This window comes from Agrobacterium sp. 719_389, from assembly GCF_900188475.1.
GTDB classification, from domain to species: Bacteria; Pseudomonadota; Alphaproteobacteria; order Rhizobiales; family Rhizobiaceae; genus Agrobacterium; species Agrobacterium radiobacter.
In genome coordinates, this window is record NZ_FYEM01000010.1 from 65,878 (window position 1) to 85,403 (window position 19,526).

A 19,526-nucleotide genomic window follows, 5' to 3' on the forward strand; every position below is an offset into this window, starting at 1 on the left:
GGTGGCCGGTTGGAGGATGTGCGTCCCTGCCTATATGACTGACAACAACGAAGCCGGTTTGTGAAGACCGGCATCCTCCGACATCTGGAAGGTCATCATGAAAAAGATCGGATTCCTCTCCTTCGGCCACTGGACGCCCTCGCCCCAGTCGCAGACCCGCTCGGCTGCGGACACGCTGCTGCAATCGATAGACCTCGCCGTCGCGGCGGAAGAGCTGGGAGCCGACGGCGCCTATTTCCGCGTGCATCATTTCGCCCGCCAGCTTGCCTCGCCCTTCCCGCTTCTGGCCGCCGTCGGCGCCCGCACGAAAAAGATCGAGATCGGCACCGGCGTCATCGACATGCGTTATGAAAACCCGTTCTACATGGCTGAGGATGCCGGTTCGGCCGACCTCATCGCCGGCGGACGCCTGCAGCTCGGCATCAGCCGCGGCTCGCCGGAACAGGTGATCGATGGCTGGCGTTATTTCGGTTACCGCCCGGCCGAAGGCCAGAGCGAAGAAGACATGGCGCGTCAGCACACCGAAGTCTTCCTCGAACTTCTGAAGGGCGAAGGTTTCGCCGAGCCGAACCCGCGTCCGATGTTCCCCAACCCGCCCGGCTTGCTGCGGCTGGAACCGCATTCCGAAGGGCTGCGCGAGCGCATCTGGTGGGGTTCGAGTTCCAATGCAACGGCGGTGTGGGCGGCAAAGCTCGGCATGAACCTGCAAAGCTCCACCCTGAAGACGGACGAAACGGGCGAGCCTTTCCATGTTCAGCAGGCGCAGCAGATCCGCACCTTCCGGGAAGCCTGGAAGGAAGCAGGCCACACCCGTGAGCCGCGTGTATCGGTCAGCCGCAGCATCTTCGCTCTCGTCAACGATCGCGACCGGTCCTATTTCGGTTACGGCAACGAAGGCGATGACAAGATCGGTTATATCGACGACAAGACACGCGCGATATTCGGGCGCAGCTATGCCGCCGAGCCGGAAAAACTGATCGAACAGCTGAAGGCCGACGAAGCCATCGCCGAGGCCGACACGCTGCTCCTGACCGTACCGAACCAGCTGGGCGTCGATTACAACGCCCATGTGATCGAGACGATCCTCAAGCAGGTAGCGCCAGCGCTCGGCTGGCGCTAACGGCGGTTTCTAAATTGAGCAAAGGCGGCGCATTCTCTGCGCCGCCTTTTTCATTTCACCGCCTTGCCATAACGGGTAAAGCTTTCAGCCAGAGGCGTCGTACTGGCGCCGGGGTGTTCCGGACGTTTGTAAACGCCGTCACGGACATGGATCGGTTCTTCGAAATGATCCTTGATCCACGGAATATATTCGAGAATGGTCGATGCCGGGTGCCAATAGCTCAGATGCACATGCACCTGGCTCATTTCACCGGCATGCGGCACCACCGGCAGTCGATGGGCGAGCGCGAGATCGGCGACCTGGATATATTCGGTTATGCCGCCAAGCCGGGTCACATCCGGCTGGACATAGGCCACCGCGCCCGCATCGATGAATGAGCGGAACGCATCCACCGTGTAAAGCTGCTCCCCGAGCGCAATCGGAATCGACGTATTGCGCGCCAGCCGCGCATGGCTCGTCACATCGTCATACCACAGCGGCTCCTCGAACCAGTAGATATCCAGATCCTTCGCCGCCGCGCAGAAGCGCTGGCAGGTCGGCAAATCCCATTTACCGTTACCATCAATGGCGATGCGGATGGACGAACCGACACGCTTGCGGACGGCGGCAAGGCGGGTGATATCGATAGTCGGATCGTCATGCCCGACCTTGATCTTAAGGCGGGTGAAGCCGTCTTCCTCCACCGCCCTCGTGCTGCCCGAGAGCAAGTCCTCCAGCGTGAAGGAAAGCCAGCCTATATCGGTATTGTAAGCTTCCACCGCCGCCGTGCGAGCGCCGCCGAGATATTGCCAGAGCGGAACGCCCGCCTTTTTTGCCTTCAGGTCCCAGAGCGCCACATCGATTGCGGCCAGCGCCAGATGCGTGATGCCGGCGCGGCCGACCCATTGCAAAGAGGGGTAACGGGCCAGTTTTGTCCACAGCCGTGAATGGTCCGACGCATCCTCCCCCACCAGCAAGGGCGCATAACAATCGCTGATGCAGGATGTGATCAGCCTGTCGGACGGCAGATGCGCATGGGTGCCGGTGAACCCATAACCCTCAAGGCCGTCACTCGTGGTGATTTTTGCGCCGACGACGCCCCAATGGGTGATGCTGTGGGTGGAATCGGAAATGGACTCCGACGTCAGCGGCAGGTGCAGGATAAAGGGTTCGACGGTGGTAATTTTCATGATCGGTCATTCCTCGATGCTTGATTGCTTCCGGGGAGGAACAGACGCCACCGCCCCGCGACTTCAGATCGCGCGATGGCTTTCGGGAATTTGCAGGCCACCCTCCTCCAGCAGCCCGCTTCCAATAACGGATAGAGCTAAAGCAAAAACGGCTTTTGTAAAATAAAAAATTTTTTATTTTTAATATTTGGCCATTGCCACTCCCGCGAAGCTGCGCGATGATGCCGCCATGAACACGCTGGTCAAAGTCACGCTCGCCGAACAGGCGCATCAGGAACTGCGGGCACGCATCGTCAGCGGCAGATTACGCGGCGGCGAACGCTTGCTGCCCAATGAGCTTGCCGCCGATCTCGGCATCAGCCCCACGCCGGTGAAGGAAGCCTGCCTGAAACTCGAGGCTGACGGGCTGGTGATCAATTCCTCCCGGCGCGGCATGGTGGTGCGCGATTTCACGGTGGAGGATGTGGAAGAACTTTACGCCGCCAGAATGCTGCTCGAAAAAGGCGCAGTGGAAGTGGCTTTCGATGCCGGGCAGCTGGATGGAGCGCTGCATGCGAAACTTCTGGAAAGCCTGGTGAAACATCGCGAATTCGCCAAGGGCTCGACGCTGGACGAATTGTCGAAAGCGCTTTTTTACGATCGCAGCTTCCATACAACTCTTGTTTCGGCGGCGCGCATTCCCGTCATTTCCGGCTCGCATGAGCGCATTCTCGACCAGACTCACACGGTTTTCGTCTCGATCCTCGGCGATTACGCCCGCTCGGTCGAAGAGCACCAGAATATCGCCGACGCCATTGCCGCCGGCGGCAAGGCCCAGATCATCGATGCCCTGTGGCGGCATCTCGAGCGCAGCCGGCAGAACACGCTGCGCCAGGTCCGGCTGCTCAAAGAGGCCGGCGCCTGATCCATTCAAAGGACAAGGGGAGGAACTGACATGCGCGAAAACCCAAGCGTCGCAATTCCATCGGCGCGAGCCGCGGCCACCTCGTTTCGCACGGGGATTTCGCGTCGATGACAAACCGGCTTTCCACTGCAACCCTGCCCCACCTACAGCAAACAGTTGCAACACCCGCCTATGAGCGTGAGAAGATCACGCCCGGCATCGTGCATCTCGGCGTCGGCGCCTTTCACCGGGCGCATCAGGCGGTTTTCATCGATGATTGCCTCAACCGCGGTGAGACACAATGGGGCATCGTCGCCGCATCGCTGCGCAGTCCGGACACACGCGACGCCATCGAACCGCAGGACAATCTCTACACCTTTTGCCTGCGAGACGGCCAAAGCGAGCGCCTGCGCATCATCGGCTCCATTCTGGAAACCATCGTCGCCCCGGAAGAGCCCGAACGGCTGGTGGAGCGGATGGCCGATCCGCGCGTTCTCATCCTCACCCTGACCGTGACGGAGAAGGGTTACCTGACCAATCTCGCCTCCCGCAGCCTGCTGCGCGAACACCCTGATATCGTCCATGATCTCGAAAACCCGGACAGGCCGCGTTCCATTTTCGGCTTCATTCTGGCGGCGACGCGGCGCAGGCGCAAAGAGGGTTCTCGGCCGCTGACGCTGCTGTCCTGCGACAACCTGCCCGCCAACGGCCATGTGCTGCAAAAGCTGCTGCTGGAATTTGCGGAACTGGCCGATCCGGAGCTGGCCTCCTTCATCAAAGCCAATATTGCCTGCCCCTGCTCGATGGTGGACCGGATCGTTCCCGCCACCACGGATGAGGACCGGGATGCGATTTCGGCCGCGCTCGGCCTGCGTGATGCGTGGCCGGTCGTTGCCGAACCCTATTTCCGTTTCGTCATCGAAGACCGCTTTCCACATGGAAGGCCGGCGCTCGAGAAATCGGGCGTGGAATTTGTCGGCAATGTCGAACCGTATGAGCATATGAAGCTCAGAATGCTGAACGGTTCCCACAGCGCCATAGCCGCCATCGGCCAGATTGCCGGCCTTGCGACGGTGGCCGATGCCTGGGGTGAAAAGACCGTGCGCGATTTCATCGACGCCTATTGGCGCGAGGTCGGCCGGACGCTGGACCCTGTCGTTGATGGCGCGGAATTCGCAGCCGGCCTGCGGGAACGTTTCGCCAATCCCTCTCTGCAGCACAAGACCATGCAGATCGCCTCCGACGCTTCGCAGAAGGTGCCGCTGCGTATTCTTGCGCCCTTACGCGAATTGCTGGAGGAAAACGCCGGAAGCGGCGCTGTCATTTTTGCCGTGGCCCTCTGGATCAGGTCCTGCGCGGACAGGAACGAAAAGGGAGAGCCGATCACGATTCTCGATCCGGCCTTCAGGGAGTGGGATGCGCCGGATCAGCTGGCAATGGAGCCGGACGACGTTGTCGACCGCTTTCTCGCGTTCAAACGCACGTTCGGCGATGATCTGCCCGGCAATGAAACCTTCGTCTCGAACCTGAAAGCCGCCTATCGCAACGTCAGGGAACTTGGCGCACTCGCCGCCGTCGGCATATTTTTGAAGTCCTGAAAGACGAACAGGCCGGAAATCCGGCCTGTTCTCAACTTTGGCGTCTCGCGCTTAAGCCGTCGCGGCCTGCCGTGCCGCCTTGCGGCGCTCCACGCGGGCGCGGATGGCGTCGGCATCCGTGATCGGTGTCGCGGCAAAAAGCTGGCGCGTATAGGGGTGCTTCGGGTTGGCGAAAAGTTCCTCGCGCGTGCCCTGCTCCACTGCCTCGCCCTTGGAAATGACCAGCACGTCATCGGCGATGTAGCGCACCACGGAAAGATCGTGGCTGACAAAAACATAGGTCAGTTCGAATTCTTCCTGCAGATCTCGGAGCAGGTTCAGCACCTGCGCCTGCACCGAAAGATCGAGCGCGGAGACCGGTTCATCCAGCACCAGCAGCGCCGGGTTCAGCATCAGTGCGCGCGCGATGGCGATACGCTGGCGCTGGCCGCCCGAGAACATGTGCGGATAGCGGTTGAAATGCTCAGGACCGAGGCCAACCTTCACCAGCATGGCTTCGGCGCGCTCGCGGCGCTCGGAAGCCGGCATTTTCGTGTTGATGAGCAGCGGCTCCATCAGCACATCACCCACCTTCTGGCGCGGGTTGAGGCTGCCATAGGGGTTCTGGAACACCATCTGCACCTTGGAGCGCATTACCGTATCGGGGCGGCGCTTGGCGATATCGACCGGCTTGCCTTCGATCTTGAGTTCACCGCCGGATGCCGGGTCGATCAGCGCGATGATGCGGGCAAGCGTCGACTTGCCCGAACCGGACTCACCGACGATGGCGAGCGTCTTGCCACGCTCGACGGCAAAATCGATGCCTTTGAGGGCCTGAACCGTCTTGGCGCCGCCAAAGATGCCGCCGGGAACGTGATAATGGCGGGTAATGCCCTTGCCTTCGACAACGATACTCATTGAACGCCCTCCTTGCCGAAGAAATCGGAAACCGTGGGCAGACGGTCGCCGGTGGCATTTTCCGGCAGGGCCGAAAGCAGTGCCTTGGTATAGGGATGCTGCGGTGCCTCAAACAGGCTTAAGACATCCGCCTCCTCCATCTTGCGGCCCTTATATTGCACGACCACGCGGTCGGCGGTTTCCGCCACGACGCCCATGTCATGGGTGATGAGGATCAACGCCATGCCGTATTCCGCCTGCAGATTCATCAGGAGATCGAGGATCTGCTTCTGGATCGTCACGTCGAGCGCGGTGGTCGGCTCGTCGGCGATCAGCAGGCGCGGCTTGGAGGCGATCGCAATCGCTATCATCACGCGCTGGCACTGGCCACCCGACATCTGGTGCGGATAAGCCTTGAGCTTGGTTTCCGGCTCGGGAATACCCACGGCACGAAACAGTTCCAGAGCCCGGGCGCGCGCGGCAGCGCCGCTCATGCCGAGATTGAGGCGCAGAACCTCCTCGATCTGGAAACCGACCGTAAATGACGGGTTGAGCGAGGCGACCGGTTCCTGGAAGATCATGGTGATCTCGCGGCCGATCAGCTTGCGGCGCTCCTGCGGCGACATGGCGAGCAGGTTGATGCCGTCAAAGGTCATCTCATCGGCGGTGATCGTCGCCGTATCGGGCAGAAGCCCCATGACGGCGAGCATCGAAACCGACTTGCCGGAACCGGATTCGCCGACGATCGCCAGCACTTCGTGCTTGTCGACGGAGACATCGATGCCGTCGACGGCCGTGAAGGCGCCGGTGGCGGTGGCGAATTTGACGGTGAGGTTCTTGATTTTCAGCAGGCTCATTGCTCAGCTCCGCTTCAGTTTGGGATCGAGCGCATCGCGCAGGCCGTCACCCATGAGGTTGATGGCGAGCACCGAGATCAGGATCGTCAGGCCCGGAAGGGTGACAACCCACCAGGCGCGCAGGATGAATTCACGCGCTTCCGCCAGCATCGTGCCCCATTCGGAAGCGGGCGGCTGTGCACCCATGCCGAGGAAGCCGAGGGCTGCGGCATCGAGAACCGCAGACGAGAAGGAGAGCGTTGCCTGAACGATCAGCGGCGCAAGGCAGTTCGGCAGGATGGTCTTGAACATCAGCCGTAAATTGCCGGCGCCGGCCACGCGGGCGGCGGTGACATATTCGCGCCGGAGTTCGCTCATGACGGCAGCACGCGTCAGACGGGCGAAATGCGGCTGGTAGACGATGGCAATGGCAATCATCGCATTGGTGAGCCCCGGCCCGAGGACCGCGACCAGGACCAGCGCCAGAAGCAGTGACGGAAACGCCAGAATGACGTCCATGACGCGCATGATGACGGTATCGACCCAGCCGCCGAAAAAGCCGGCGACGAGACCGATAACGATGCCGCCGACAAGGGCGATGGAGACGACAACGACGCCGATGAACAGCGAATATTGTGCGCCATAGATCAGGCGGGACAGCATGTCGCGCCCGACCGCATCGGTGCCGAAGAAGAAGCCGGCACGACCGCCTTCCTGCCAGACCGGCGGAACGAGCAGCGCATCGCGATATTGCTGGGTCGGATCATGCGGCGCGATCAGCGGCGCGAAGACCGCGATGAGGACGAGGAGAATGAAGACGGCAAGGCCGATGACGGCGCCGCGGTTCTGACGGAAGTAGAACCAGAAATCGGCGATCATCCGGCGGCGGATGGCGGCGTCCGAAAGGCGGACGCCGGGGGTGGTGATCACATCGGTCATTTGTGACGGATCCTCGGATTGATGAGGCCATAGGTCAGATCGACAAGCAGGTTGACGACCATTACCAGACCCGCGATCAGAAGCAGGCCGCTCTGCACGACCGGATAGTCGCGGCGCGAGATGGAATCGATCATCCACTTGCCGATGCCCGGCCAGGAAAAGATGGTTTCGGTCAGGATGGCGCCAGCCATCAGCACGCCGATCTGGAGGCCGATGGTGGTGATGACCGGGATCATGGCGTTGCGAAGCGCATGGACGCCGACAACGCGGGCGGGCGACATGCCCTTGGCGCGTGCGGTCCGCACATAGTCCTCGCCCATGACTTCCAGCATGGCCGAGCGCGTCTGGCGGGCAATCACCGCCAGCGGAATGGTGGCAAGCACGACCGACGGCAGGATGAGATGCGAAAAGGCCGACAGGAAGGCGCCCTTCTGCCCCGAAATCAGGCTGTCGATCAGCATGAAACCGGTAACGGAGGGGAAGAAATACATCAGCGAAATGCGGCCTGACACCGGCGTCCATTGCAGGATGCCGGAGAACATGATGATCAGCAGCAGGCCCCACCAGAAGATCGGCATGGAGAAGCCGACGAGCGCGGTCGTCATGGAAATCTGGTCGAACCAGGAACCACGACGGATGGCGGCAATGACGCCGACCGGCACGCCGATCAATGTTGCGATGATGATGGCGACGAGACCAAGCTCGACCGTCGCGGGGAAGAGCGACAGGAACTCGGTGAGAACCGGCTTCTTGGTGACCAGCGAATTGCCGAGATCGCCCTGAAGCAGCCGTCCGAGGAAATGAAGATATTGCTGCCAGACGGGCTGGCTGAAGCCGAGCTGTTCGGCAAGCTGCGCATGCCGCTCAGGCGAAATGCCACGCTCGCCCGCCATCAACAGCACGGGATCGCCCGGCAGGACGCGCACGAAGGCGAAGGCGACGAAGGTAATCCCGAGAAATGTCGGAACGAGGTAAAGGAGTTTGCCGAGAATGAACCGGATCATGGTTTTTTCCTGAAAAGACGCGCGGAAGAACAGGGTCCTTCCGCGCGTCCGTTGTTTGGGATTATTCCGCGATGTCGACGTTTTCGAAGGTGAAGTCACCAAGCGGGCTCATGGTGAAGCCGGAAACCTTGGCGGACATCGGAACGAACTGCGTGGAGTGCGCAAGCGTCGCCCACGGAGCCTGTTCCTTGAAGATCACCTGCGCCTGCTCATAAAGCTTGGTGCGTTCGGCAACGTCAGTGGTCTGCTTTGCCTTGGACAGCAGCTCGGAGAACTCCTTGTTGCACCACTGGGCACGGTTTGCACCGCCTTCGCCGGTTGCAGCGCAGGAGAGCAGAACGCCCATGAAGTTGTCAGGGTCACCGTTGTCGCCGGTCCAGCCGAGGATGACGGAACCGTCGCGGTTCACTTCAGTCGACTTCTTGAGGTATTCACCCCACTCGAAGGAGACGATCTCGGCCTTGACGCCAACCTTCGCGAAATCCGACTGGATCAGCTCGGCGGTGCGGCGGGCGTTCGGCATGTAGGGACGCTGAACCGGCATCGCCCAGATCTTCATCGTCAGATCCTTGACGCCAGCGGCCTCGAGAGCCTTCTTGGCTGCTTCCGGATCGTAAGGATCGTCCTTGATGCTGTCGTTGTAGGACCACATTGTCGGCGGGATCGGGTTCTTGGCAACAGTGCCGGCACCCTGGAAGACGGCGTCGATGATCGCCTGCTTGTTCATCGCCATGTTCAGCGCCTTGCGCACTTCCGGCTTGTCGAAAGGTGCAACGGTGGTGTTGTAGGCGAAGTAGGCAACGTTCAGACCCGGCTGCTCGTCGAGCTTGAGGTTCTTGTCGGCGCGGATGGTGGCCAGATCAGCCGGAGCCGGATAAGGCATCAGGTGGCATTCGCCGGCTTTGAGCTTCTGCAGACGAACGGCGGCGTCAGGCGTGATCGCGAAGATCAGATCGTCGATCTTCGGCGCGTCACCCCAGTAGTCGGCGTTCTTCTGGTAGCGGATGACCGCGTCCTTCTGATAGGCGACGAACTTGAACGGACCGGTGCCGATCGGCAGGTTGTTGAAGTCTTCCTTGGTGCCGGCCTTATCAAGCGTATCGGCATATTCCTTCGACACGATCGAAGCGAAAGGCATGGCGATGTTGGCGAGGAACGGCGCTTCCGGGCGCGTCAGCACGAACTTGACGGTGTAATCGTCAACCTTGACGATTTCCTTGATCAGCGACGGCATTTCCATGGAGTTGTAATATTCGTAGGTGATGCCTGCGATATACTGGTTCCACGGGTTCTTCGCGTCGCCCTGGCGGTTGTAGCTGAAGATCACGTCATCGGCGTTGAAATCGCGGCTCGGCGTGAACTTGTCGTTGGAGTGAAACTTCACACCCTTGCGCAGGTGGAACGTGTATTCGAGGCCATCGCTCGAAACATCCCATTTTTCAGCGAGACCGGGCTCGACTTCGGTCGTGCCCTTCTTGAACTCGGTCAGACGGTTGTAGACCGGATGCGCGGAAGCGTCGAAGGTGCCGCCTGCTGTGTAGGGCGACGGATCGAAGCCTTCCGGCGATGCCTCGGAGCAATAAACGAAGGTCTTCGCCATGGCTGGCATGGCGGAAGCCATCGCAAGCGCAGAGGCTATAAGCAAACTGCGGGTCAGCGTTTTCATCTGGTGGTCCTTTCCCTCTTTTTCTGAGTTCCTGCGGCCCCCTTGGGGCCTACCTCTTCTGGTCAGCGGCGACGCGGAGACCCGTGTCGCCGTTCGGTCTTTTGCCTCCCGACCAATTACCCGGCGACCGGCTGAAACAGCCGGTCGAGGTTCGTCTCCGGTGGGCAGAACCAGCGTGGCCCCGCCTCCGTCATATAAGCGATATCCTCGAGACGGACGCCGCATTCGCCATAAACGCACAGCATCGGCTCGATGGAAAAACACATGCCCGGCTCAAGCGCCGTGCTATTTCCTGCAACGATATAGGGTTCTTCGTGAATATCCAGCCCAAGCCCGTGACCGGTGCGGTGCGGCAGGCCGGGAACCTGATAGTCCGGCCCAAAACCAGCCGCTATCAGGGTGTCGCGCGCCGCCTTGTCCACATCCGAGCAGGCAGCACCGAGGCTCGCAGCCGCAAAGGCCGCAGCCTGGGCATCGCGCTCGGCGTTCCAGAGAAAACGCTGCCGTTCCGTCGGCTTGCCGAAGACATAGGTGCGGGTGATATCGGAACGATAGCCATGAAGAATGCCGCCGAGATCGACCAGCACCATGTCACCCTCGTTCAGCGTCTGCGCATAGGGTACGCCATGCGGATAGGCCGTCGCCTCACCGAACTGCACCGCCACGAAAAGCGGCTTCAGGCCCAGCGCAATATGGGCGGCGTTGACGAAATCGGCCACTTCGGTGGTGGAAACACCCGCGCGAAGCCCTTCGAACACGGCTTTCTGCACACCGTAGCTGGCGTCCATCGCGGTCTGGATGAGAGCGATTTCGGCCGCGGATTTGACCTGCCGCTGGGCAACGATCATCGGCTGGGCGGAAATGATCCGTCCTTCGAGACGCTGCATCAGGGCCGATGTGAAAACAAAGGGTGTTGCGGGATCGATGGCGACAAAATGACCGGGACAGGAAAGTGCGCCAATGCGTCCTGCCATCAGGTCGAAGGGACTTTCATCCTCTTCCCAGACGGCGACCTCACCCGGAATGCGGATGAGCGTCTGAAGCTTAGGCTCCTCGAAGGTCGGGCTGACATAGACCGGCGCACCCTCGGCAGGAACGAGAGCGCCATGGATGCGCTCGGAAAGGCCAAGCGACAGACCGGTATAATAGGTCAGCGACGATGATGCATCGAGCCAGACCGCCTTCACATTTTGCTGGATCATCCGCGCTTGCAGGCCACGTAGCCGCAATCTGAACTCGTCTTCAGCGATCGATGAAACCGCGATCGGCTGAAACCGCTTCAGCGCCTCTTGAAAGTCTGCCATTCTCTCCCCGCCGCTTTCGGGCCGCAGACACAAGCGTGCCGGCAACCTCCCAAGCGTTCTTTTGCTCATGCTTAAACACAGGGCGGGGGCTAGGCAATGGCCCGGCGGGGCGCGCCACCACAAAACTGTGCAAATTCATCTAGACATAACGAAAATGTGATCGACACGCGCCCGATTTAAGCCCTCATTGCCTTGACGCAAAAAATCAAAATCCCCCGGAAATCCAAGGGGGAGTTTGCGGCCAGCCTTCAACACGGAGCGGGCACGCCAAAGGACGACGGCGAGAGGCGGTAAAGGAAAAGACGCCCAGAAAAGGAAAAAGCCTGCCGCGGGAGGAGGTGCGGCAGGCTTCAAACTTGATCGGTGATTGGGAGGAGGAGTACCACCGATCCACATCGAGCGACACTGGGAGGAGGAGTGCGTCGCTTCGATGATTTGAATATAGCGGTATCCGTGATTTTTAACAGAGCAAGTCTCGCAATGCAGCATTGCATTTCTGCATAGCTCCAGAATTCCTGCCCGGTTTTTCAGCACTCCCCCAAACCGTGAGAAATCAGCTTTCCCGATAGACCTGGAAACCGGCAAAGGACTGGTTGACCGGCATGAGTTCGAGGCTGTTGATGTTGATATGCTTGGGCTGCGAGGCGACCCAGTGGATGGTGTTGGCAATATCGTCCGCCGTGATCGGATTGACGCCCTTGTAGAGATTATCCGAGGCTTCCTGATTGCCGCCGGTGCGCACCAGCGTGAACTCCGTTTCGCACATTCCGGGCTCGATGGATGTTACCCTGACACCCTTGCCATGCAGGTCGGAGCGCAGACCAAGCGAGAATTGCCGCAGGAACGCTTTGGTGCCGCCATACACATTGCCGCCCATATAGGGATAGTGCGCAGCAACAGACGAAAGGTTGATAACAATACCCTTGCGCTCGATCAGCGTCGGCAGCAGATGGTGGGTGACGTTCAGGAGACCGGTGATGTTGGTGTCCACCATGGTCTGCCAGTCTTTCAACGGCACCTGCGGCGCGGGCGCCGTGCCGAGTGCAAGGCCGGCATTGTTGACGAGAATGTCGATGTCCCTGAATCCATCAGGCAAGCCGGCCAGCGCCTTTTTTGTCGCCTCCTCGTCGGTGATATCGAAAGCGACGCCATGAAAGGCGGAACCGAGTTCAGCCGAAAGCGCCTCCAGCCGTTCCGCCCGCCGGCCCGTGCCGATGACCTTCCAGCCTTCCTTGACGAAGCGCTGCGCCGTGGCCTGTCCGAAACCGGATGTCGCGCCGGTGATGAGGATGGTTCCGCTCATGATGATGCCTCCACTATATCAGTTCGTTCGGGGTCAATCGGTGTCAATAATTTTTCAGCCGCCGCCGTGAGGCAGCGTCTATAGGCGTCCAGATCCGTATACAGAGCGTCTTCCGGCGCATCGCCGACGATGATGATACCGCCGCGCCGCAAAATCCCGCCATGCAGCATCAGATTGTCGACCATGTCGAAATTCTCGATCGACAGCCCGTCAGGTCCGCGATAGCGGCCCGTTTCACCCAGGGTGGCAACGCCGCCATAATGCGCCTTGATACGGGCAAAGTGATTGGCCGCGACATTGGTATAGGCGAAAACCGGCTTGCCAAGCGCGCACATGAAGCCCAACTCGTAGCTCGTTCCCGTATCGGCGGCGATGCCGCGGAACGGCGTGAGATTAGCAATGATCGCATCGGCTTCCAGCATCATCTGTTCATCGACGGCATTGATGTTGCAGCCGTGGCCGATCCGGGTGTCCGCCGGCGGAATCTGCAGATCGCCCGGCGAAAGCGGTATGAAACCGGCTTCCCGCGCCAGCGAGGCCTTGAGGTCGAGCATTTCACGCGCATTCGGGAGGAAGACTTCCGGGCCGGCGAGATAGATTTTCTTTGTCATCGGGAATTCATGCGATCTGTCAGGAAAGGATGTTCCGAACCTAACCCGGGCTGTTTCGCAAAGGCAAGCCGAAGGCGGACGGAAACGACCCATAAAACGGTATCGTCCAGACGCTCTTTCCGTTATAGCCGGTGCCATAAACAGGAAATTTCCGGAGCAAGACATGGCCGCCACCATCCGCTATCACGAAGGCGATATTTCTGCCGAAGATGCAGCCCGCTACACCGGTGCGATCGCCATCGACACGGAAACGCTGGGGCTGGTGCCGCGCCGCGACCGTCTCTGCGTCGTCCAGCTTTCGCCGGGCGACGGCACGGCTGACGTCATCCGCATCGCCGCCGGCCAGACGCAGGCACCGAACCTCGTCCGCATGCTGGCCGATCCCGCCCACCAGAAAATTTTTCACTATGGCCGCTTCGATATCGCCGTTCTGTTCCATACCTTCGGCGTGACGACCACACCGGTCTTCTGCACAAAGATCGCCTCACGGCTGACCCGTACCTACACGGACCGGCATGGCCTTAAGGACAATCTGAAGGAAATGCTGGAAGTCGACATCTCCAAGGCGCAGCAATCCTCCGACTGGGCGGCCCAGCCCCTGTCGTCCGCCCAGCTCGAATATGCAGCCTCCGACGTGCTCTATCTGCACGCACTGCGTGACAAGCTGACAGCCCGCCTCATCCGCGACGGCCGCCTCGACCATGCCGACGCCTGTTTCGCCTTTCTGCCGACCCGCGCGAAACTCGATCTCCTCGGCTGGGAAGAAACGGATATTTTCGCCCATAGCTGAGCCTTCAGCCGCTTCGTTTAAGCACTGATTTACCAGAATTGCCTATTCTCGGCCGCAACTTTGGGCGGCCGGGGACTTTGAAGATGATCACTCCGCTACAGCAGACGGCGGGCATTGCAGTCAGCGACCTCATGCGCTCGATGGTGGAAGCCATCGAGGACCGCCAGCGCGAAGAGCAGGAAAAGGCGAACGGCGCCCAAAAGGACGATGCGGTAAAGACCAACCCGCAGCCGGACGAAAGCCATCGCACCGCCAATGAAAAGATAAGCGCCTATCTGTTCGGCATCATGAAACCGGATGCCGACGCTTTCGCCTCACTTGTTTCCCGCTTTTCTTCCGCCCTCGGCATCACACAGGAAGCCGACGAGTCGAGCTTCTCCTTCGCCAAAAGACTTCAGGATGCGCTGACGCTGACGGACAGTTTCGAAAAAACCGATGCGCAGGGAAAAGCCACGAAAATTTCCCTGACATCCTTCGGTGTTTCGGAGGGACAGGTCATCGAGGTGCTGAATAACGGCGCCACCACCAAGACCGATCCCATGGCCGCCCTCGCCGCCCGCATCGCCAAGGGCGCCGGCCTGACGGGCAAGGAAGATAATTTCGGCGATGAGATGTCGAAAGCCATCATGGCGATGCGCGCGACTTTGCCAAAAAATGTCAGTGAACTGGAAGAGACCACCGGCCTCAAGCAACTCGGCATCTCCGCCAGACAGATGATCGCCGCCATCGCCAACCCCTATGGCGACGAGGCGCGCGCCGTGAAAGGTGCGCTGGACACGCAGGCGCAGGGCACACGCTTCATGACGCGGGAAACCCTGAAAGTCATTCAGCGTCTCGAAGATGTCGCCGATCCCAAAACCAAGGAAGAATTGCAGGCCGAACGCGGTAAGGAGCGCATTGGCGAAATCAACGATGCCGAAGTGAAGGCTGAGCGGGAAGAGGATATCCAGGCCCTCGATGCGCAGGGCAAGCTTGAAGACGTTCAGGAACTCCAGGACGTCGTGAAGGAGCATATCGATGCTTCCGGCGAGGAGAAAACGGACGGCGCCGACCCTCAGGTGCCAGCCGACATATCATCGCAAGCCGCCCTGATCTCCGTGCTTGCGGCTGTGCCTGCGGATGAAGCCGAGCCGGCGAAGAACGAAGATGAACCTGCCGAGACTGACGCAGCCACCAATCCGGCCGATGCGGAAGACGACGCCGAAAAACTGCTCGATGCACAGACACTTGTCGACGACACCCGCAATGCCATTCTGCCGGTCTCGATCGACGACAATGGCCTTTATGAACTGCTGAAGAAAAAGGCGGCATGATTGCCGCTTCCGAAAGTCACTTGAGCGAAACATGATGTGAGTTCAGACATGACCGATATTTCCGGCCTATCCGGCAGCGTCGTTTACGACAATGAGCCCAATGCGGCGCAGGCGCTGCTGTCCATGGCCGCCCCGCCGCTTGCCCCCGATGACGCAGCCTTCACCGCCGCCGGCGAAGAGGACCAGCCCATCGTTCCCATTCAAATGCAACCGCAGCGAAACCTTCCCAAGGCAAGCTGGCTGGATGCGATGCCGCCGGAGGCTTTTGAAGCCGCAACCAGCGACCCCGACCATATTTCCTCTGTAAATTCCGACGATAACGGCCTTTACCGCATGTTCATCGGTGTCTCGCCCTGATTGTGCCCGCATAGGCAATTTTTTGGTTAGCCAAATCTTAATACCTGCAAGCCAAGATTGAACCAGATGATTCTGTATGCGCCGCAACCGGCATTTGCGGCCAGAGGCGTATACGGCGCTCCCGCATGAGCGGGCGAGATGACACCTGTCCATCACCGGCGCGGCGATTTTCAACATTTAAGCCAGATGCGGATCAGAGAGCCAATGGGGATTGGCCCTTTCGCAGCCAGCGGCGGTCACCGATAGAAACGGAGCGCAGCATGTTACCGCCTGTACCGAAAATTGCGGCAACCGATGCCGCCTATGGAACCACGATCCAGCTGATGCCGCGCGGGCAGGTGAAAGAGACCACACCGCCGCAACCGAGCAATCCCGCCCCTGAAAATAGCGGCAGCCTTTTTGCCCGGGCGGCGATCGCGTCTCTCACCAGCGAATTTCAGCTCTCCCGCGGCACCGCCGTTCTGGCAGAAGCGCTCGGCAAGCTGATGAACCTGCCGCGGCGGGATGGCGAGGCTATCCAGACCTATGTGACGCGGCTGACGGAGGCGCTCCGCACCTTGCCGGCGCCACAACGTCTGGCGCTGGAACAGCAGGTCGGCAAAGCCCTGCAGGGCCTGACACTTTCGATGCTCGCCGAAATCCTGAAACAGCCGACGGGGCCGGATGCTGCCCGCCTCGCGCTGCTGATCGAGCTTTCCCGTTACAAGGGAGCGGATCTGGCGGCAAAGGCGGTGGTCTCCTCCTATCAGCAGAACAATTCCTCCAATCCCACCCCTGCGCAACCGGCCCCGCCGAAACAGCAGAATGCGCCGAGCCAGAATGCCGAAGGTCGCCCCTCTCCGGCCGCAACTGCACAGGCGGCAAATTCCGCGACCGCGAGCCGGCTTCTGCCTCTGCTCATCGGCCCGCTCGCCCTCAGCGGCGCAGCGGTGAAAGCCACCGTGGCGGCGCTAACCGCGCAGCCGGACCCTCGGCCCACGCTTTCCGCCCCGCCTGCCGACACACATGATACGCCGAGCAATGCAGCAAAGCCGGATGCAAGAGCCGAAAACACGGCACGTCCACTTCCGCCACAGACCGGCAACCTGACAAGGGAAGTGCAGGTCGAAACCCGCCCGGCAACCCCGCCTCGCGCCGAAACCGGTGAAACACGCCCTGCCCTTGCGCATCGGGACATGATGAAGACGGAGCAGAGAGAATCCCGCACGAGCTTTACCTCGCCATCCGGTTTGCTCGCGGACGACGCCGAGACCATGAACACCCTGCTGCTTGCCGCCACAGCCGGCAAACTCCCTGCCAAGGCAGCCGGCACACAGCAGCCTCTGCCCGCGCCGCAAAGTGGCGCGCAGCAGCCCTCCGACGATCAGGCCGCTGAAAAATCCGCCCTCGCAACGGCGGCCGCCCGCCCCTCTGGCGAAGAAACGGAAACGGCGACCCATCGTCCCGAAACCCAGCAGCCGCGGGCCACGCTGGACCCGGAAGCAAGAATGGCGATGCTGGAGCAATCGGCCTCGCAATCATTGATCGCCGCCGCCCTGGTAAAAGACGGCACGCCGCTGCCGCTCGTCGCCTATCCGCCGGCGGACGAAGACTATGAATCGGAAACGCCACCGCGGGGAGGCGGTCCCTTTTCCGAGGATGAGGCGGAAGGTGAGGCCGAGGCCGGCGCTGAAAATTCCGATGGTCAGGATGATACGGAAGAACGCATTGCTGCCAATGACGGGATCGACACGCAGGAAAGCCCGACAGCGGTGGCTTCCGACGACAGCGCGGAAAATTATTATCTGAAGATGAGCGGCATGCTCTGAATTCGGCGTGGTCAGATTGGAATGTAAGTCGCGCCAATCACGCCGACGTCATCCTCGGGCCTGTCCCGAGGATCTGCGACCGATTGATTTTATTCGACGTGATTAGATCCTCGGCACAGGGCCGAGGATGACGTCGAGAGAAGCCTTATCCTTCGCGCTCAAGCGGGCAAGGCCCGTTGAACCCAACAAAAAACCCGCCGGAAATTCCGGCGGGTTCTTCATTTCAAAGGTCTTGGCGATTATTCGCCGCGGTTCTTCAGAGCCGCGCCGAGGATGTCGCCGAGCGAAGCGCCAGAGTCGGACGAACCGAACTGTGCGACGGCTTCCTTCTCTTCAGCGATTTCCAGAGCCTTGATCGAAAGCATGACCTTGCGGTCCTTCTTCGAGAAGTTGACGACGCGGGCGTCGACAACCTGGCCAACCGAGAAGCGCTCGGGGCGCTGCTCGTCACGGTCACGGGAAAGATCAGCGCGACGGATGAACGAGGTGAGGTCTTCGTGGTTGACGAGCTTCACTTCGATGCCGCCATCGTTGACGCCGATGACTTCAGCGGAAACGACTGCGTTCTTGCGCAGGTCGCCGGAAGAAGCGGCTTCACCGACAGCATCCTTGCCGAGCTGCTTGATGCCGAGCGAGATGCGTTCCTTCTCGACGTCAACGTCAAGAACGACGGCCTTGACCACGTCACCCTTGTTGAACTCTTCGATGACCTGTTCGCCCGGACGGTTCCAGTCGAGATCCGACAGGTGAACCATGCCGTCAACATCGCCTTCGAGGCCAATGAACAGGCCGAATTCGGTCTTGTTCTTGACTTCGCCTTCAACTTCAGTGCCGGCCGGATGGCTGTAGGCAAATGCCTGCCACGGGTTTTCCAGCGTCTGCTTGAGGCCAAGCGAGATACGGCGCTTGGACGGATCGACTTCGAGAACGACAACGTCAACTTCCTGGCTCGTGGACAGGATCTTGCCGGGATGTACGTTCTTCTTGGTCCAGGACATTTCGGAAATGTGGATCAGGCCTTCGATGCCCGGCTCCAGCTCGACGAATGCACCGTAGTCGGTGATGTTCGTGACCGTACCGGAGATCTTCTTGCCAACCGGGTACTTGGCGGAGATGCCATCCCACGGATCCGACTCGAGCTGCTTCATGCCGAGCGAGATACGGTGGGTTTCCTGGTTGATGCGGATGATCTGAACCTTGACCTGCTGGCCAATGTTGAGGATTTCCGAAGGATGGTTGACGCGGCGCCATGCCATGTCGGTGACGTGCAGCAGGCCGTCGATGCCGCCGAGGTCAACGAACGCACCGTAATCGGTGATGTTCTTGACGACGCCGTCAACAACCTGGCCTTCTTCGAGGTTCTGAACGATTTCAGAACGCTGCTCGGCGCGGGACTCTTCGAGAACCGTGCGGCGCGAAACAACGATGTTGCCGCGACGCTTGTCCATCTTGAGGATTTCGAAGGGCTGCGGGTTGTGCATCAGCGGGGTAACGTCGCGGATCGGACGGATGTCGACCTGCGAACGCGGAAGGAAGGCAACGGCGCCGTCCAGATCGACGGTGAAACCACCCTTGACCTGGTTGAAGATAACGCCTTCGACGCGTTCGCCAGCTTCGAACTTGGCTTCGAGCTTGACCCAGCTTTCTTCGCGGCGAGCCTTCTCGCGCGACAGAACGGCTTCGCCGAGTGCGTTTTCGATGCGCTCGACGTAAACTTCGACTTCGTCGCCGACCTTCAGCGTGCCGTCCTTGGACTTCGCGCCGAATTCCTTCAACGGTACGCGGCCTTCAACCTTGAGGCCGACGTCGACGATGGCAACGTCCTTCTCGATTGCCGTTACGATACCCTTGGCAACATAGCCTTCGGCAAGATCGTTAGAGGCAAAGGATTCTTCGAGAAGCGCTGCGAAATCTTCGCGCGTGGGGGTAGATACTGACATGAAATCTCC

At 60.3% G+C, this 19,526-nt stretch carries 17 protein-coding genes; 7 read left to right on the forward strand and 10 right to left on the reverse strand.

Going from position 1 to position 19,526, the window contains the following annotated elements; translation table 11 throughout:
* The first annotated feature begins 97 nt into the window (after positions 1 to 97).
* The gene (locus CFB10_RS18430) at positions 98 to 1,120 is read left to right on the forward strand and encodes an LLM class flavin-dependent oxidoreductase (protein WP_003522491.1); all 1,023 of its coding nucleotides are present in this window, start codon (positions 98 to 100) and stop codon (positions 1,118 to 1,120) included.
* 50 nt (positions 1,121 to 1,170) lie between these two features.
* Here CFB10_RS18430 and CFB10_RS18435 read toward each other — a convergent pair whose 3' ends face one another.
* Entirely contained in the window at positions 1,171 to 2,289 is a 1,119-nt protein-coding gene (locus tag CFB10_RS18435; protein ID WP_020009985.1) for a mandelate racemase/muconate lactonizing enzyme family protein, read from the reverse strand.
* A gap of 229 nt (positions 2,290 to 2,518) precedes the next feature.
* Here CFB10_RS18435 and CFB10_RS18440 point away from each other — a divergent pair, with 229 nt between their 5' ends.
* Both CFB10_RS18440 and CFB10_RS18445 read left to right on the forward strand, forming a co-directional pair.
* A complete protein-coding gene (locus tag CFB10_RS18440; protein WP_026363563.1) occupies positions 2,519 to 3,193 on the forward strand; it encodes a GntR family transcriptional regulator in 675 nt (224 codons plus the stop codon).
* Between the two features lie 107 nt (positions 3,194 to 3,300).
* Positions 3,301 to 4,770 carry a mannitol dehydrogenase family protein gene (locus tag CFB10_RS18445; protein ID WP_020009987.1) on the forward strand — a complete coding sequence of 490 codons (1,470 nt, stop codon included), beginning with the start codon at positions 3,301 to 3,303 and terminating at the stop codon, positions 4,768 to 4,770.
* A gap of 51 nt (positions 4,771 to 4,821) precedes the next feature.
* Here CFB10_RS18445 and CFB10_RS18450 read toward each other — a convergent pair whose 3' ends face one another.
* The 8 genes from CFB10_RS18450 to CFB10_RS18490 form a co-directional block, all read right to left on the reverse strand.
* Positions 4,822 to 5,667, reverse strand: coding sequence for an ATP-binding cassette domain-containing protein (locus CFB10_RS18450; RefSeq protein WP_003508678.1), 846 nt, complete (start codon positions 5,665 to 5,667; stop codon positions 4,822 to 4,824).
* Entirely contained in the window at positions 5,664 to 6,503 is an 840-nt protein-coding gene (locus CFB10_RS18455; protein WP_020009988.1) for an ABC transporter ATP-binding protein, read from the reverse strand. The genes CFB10_RS18450 and CFB10_RS18455 overlap by 4 nt, the downstream gene beginning before the upstream one ends.
* A 3-nt stretch (positions 6,504 to 6,506) precedes the next feature.
* Entirely contained in the window at positions 6,507 to 7,421 is a 915-nt protein-coding gene (locus tag CFB10_RS18460) for an ABC transporter permease subunit (RefSeq protein WP_003508674.1), read from the reverse strand.
* Entirely contained in the window at positions 7,418 to 8,425 is a 1,008-nt protein-coding gene (locus tag CFB10_RS18465; protein WP_003508673.1) for an ABC transporter permease subunit, read from the reverse strand. Before CFB10_RS18465 ends, CFB10_RS18460 begins: the two co-directional genes overlap by 4 nt.
* A 61-nt stretch (positions 8,426 to 8,486) precedes the next feature.
* Positions 8,487 to 10,091, reverse strand: a complete 1,605-nt coding sequence (locus CFB10_RS18470) for an ABC transporter substrate-binding protein (RefSeq protein WP_026363564.1) — start codon at positions 10,089 to 10,091, stop codon at positions 8,487 to 8,489.
* Positions 10,092 to 10,207: 116 nt separating this feature from the next.
* Positions 10,208 to 11,395 carry a Xaa-Pro peptidase family protein gene (locus tag CFB10_RS18475; protein ID WP_020009990.1) on the reverse strand — a complete coding sequence of 396 codons (1,188 nt, stop codon included), beginning with the start codon at positions 11,393 to 11,395 and terminating at the stop codon, positions 10,208 to 10,210.
* A gap of 553 nt (positions 11,396 to 11,948) precedes the next feature.
* Entirely contained in the window at positions 11,949 to 12,698 is a 750-nt protein-coding gene (locus CFB10_RS18485) for an SDR family oxidoreductase (RefSeq protein ID WP_020009991.1), read from the reverse strand.
* Positions 12,695 to 13,309: a nucleoside 2-deoxyribosyltransferase gene (locus CFB10_RS18490; protein WP_020009992.1), complete on the reverse strand. Its 615-nt coding sequence runs from the start codon at positions 13,307 to 13,309 to the stop codon at positions 12,695 to 12,697. Before CFB10_RS18490 ends, CFB10_RS18485 begins: the two co-directional genes overlap by 4 nt.
* Positions 13,310 to 13,472: 163 nt before the next feature.
* On the opposite strand from CFB10_RS18490, the gene CFB10_RS18495 reads away from it, so the two are divergent.
* The 4 genes from CFB10_RS18495 (at position 13,473) to CFB10_RS18510 (ending at position 17,577) form a co-directional block, all read left to right on the forward strand.
* Complete coding sequence (locus tag CFB10_RS18495) at positions 13,473 to 14,099, forward strand: ribonuclease D (protein ID WP_020009993.1); 627 nt, start codon at positions 13,473 to 13,475, stop codon at positions 14,097 to 14,099.
* Between the two features lie 83 nt (positions 14,100 to 14,182).
* Positions 14,183 to 15,412 (forward strand): hypothetical protein, encoded by a 1,230-nt coding sequence (locus CFB10_RS18500; RefSeq protein ID WP_020009994.1) that lies wholly within the window; start codon positions 14,183 to 14,185, stop codon positions 15,410 to 15,412.
* A 48-nt stretch (positions 15,413 to 15,460) separates the two neighbouring features.
* Positions 15,461 to 15,769: a hypothetical protein gene (locus CFB10_RS18505; RefSeq protein WP_020009995.1), complete on the forward strand. Its 309-nt coding sequence runs from the start codon at positions 15,461 to 15,463 to the stop codon at positions 15,767 to 15,769.
* Between the two features lie 260 nt (positions 15,770 to 16,029).
* Complete coding sequence (locus tag CFB10_RS18510) at positions 16,030 to 17,577, forward strand: hypothetical protein (RefSeq protein WP_020009996.1); 1,548 nt, start codon at positions 16,030 to 16,032, stop codon at positions 17,575 to 17,577.
* A 239-nt stretch (positions 17,578 to 17,816) separates the two neighbouring features.
* Here the strand turns inward: CFB10_RS18510 and rpsA are convergent, their stop codons facing one another.
* The gene (gene rpsA / locus CFB10_RS18515; RefSeq protein ID WP_020009998.1) at positions 17,817 to 19,517 is read right to left on the reverse strand and encodes a 30S ribosomal protein S1; all 1,701 of its coding nucleotides are present in this window, start codon (positions 19,515 to 19,517) and stop codon (positions 17,817 to 17,819) included.
* Positions 19,518 to 19,526: the final 9 nt, after the last annotated feature.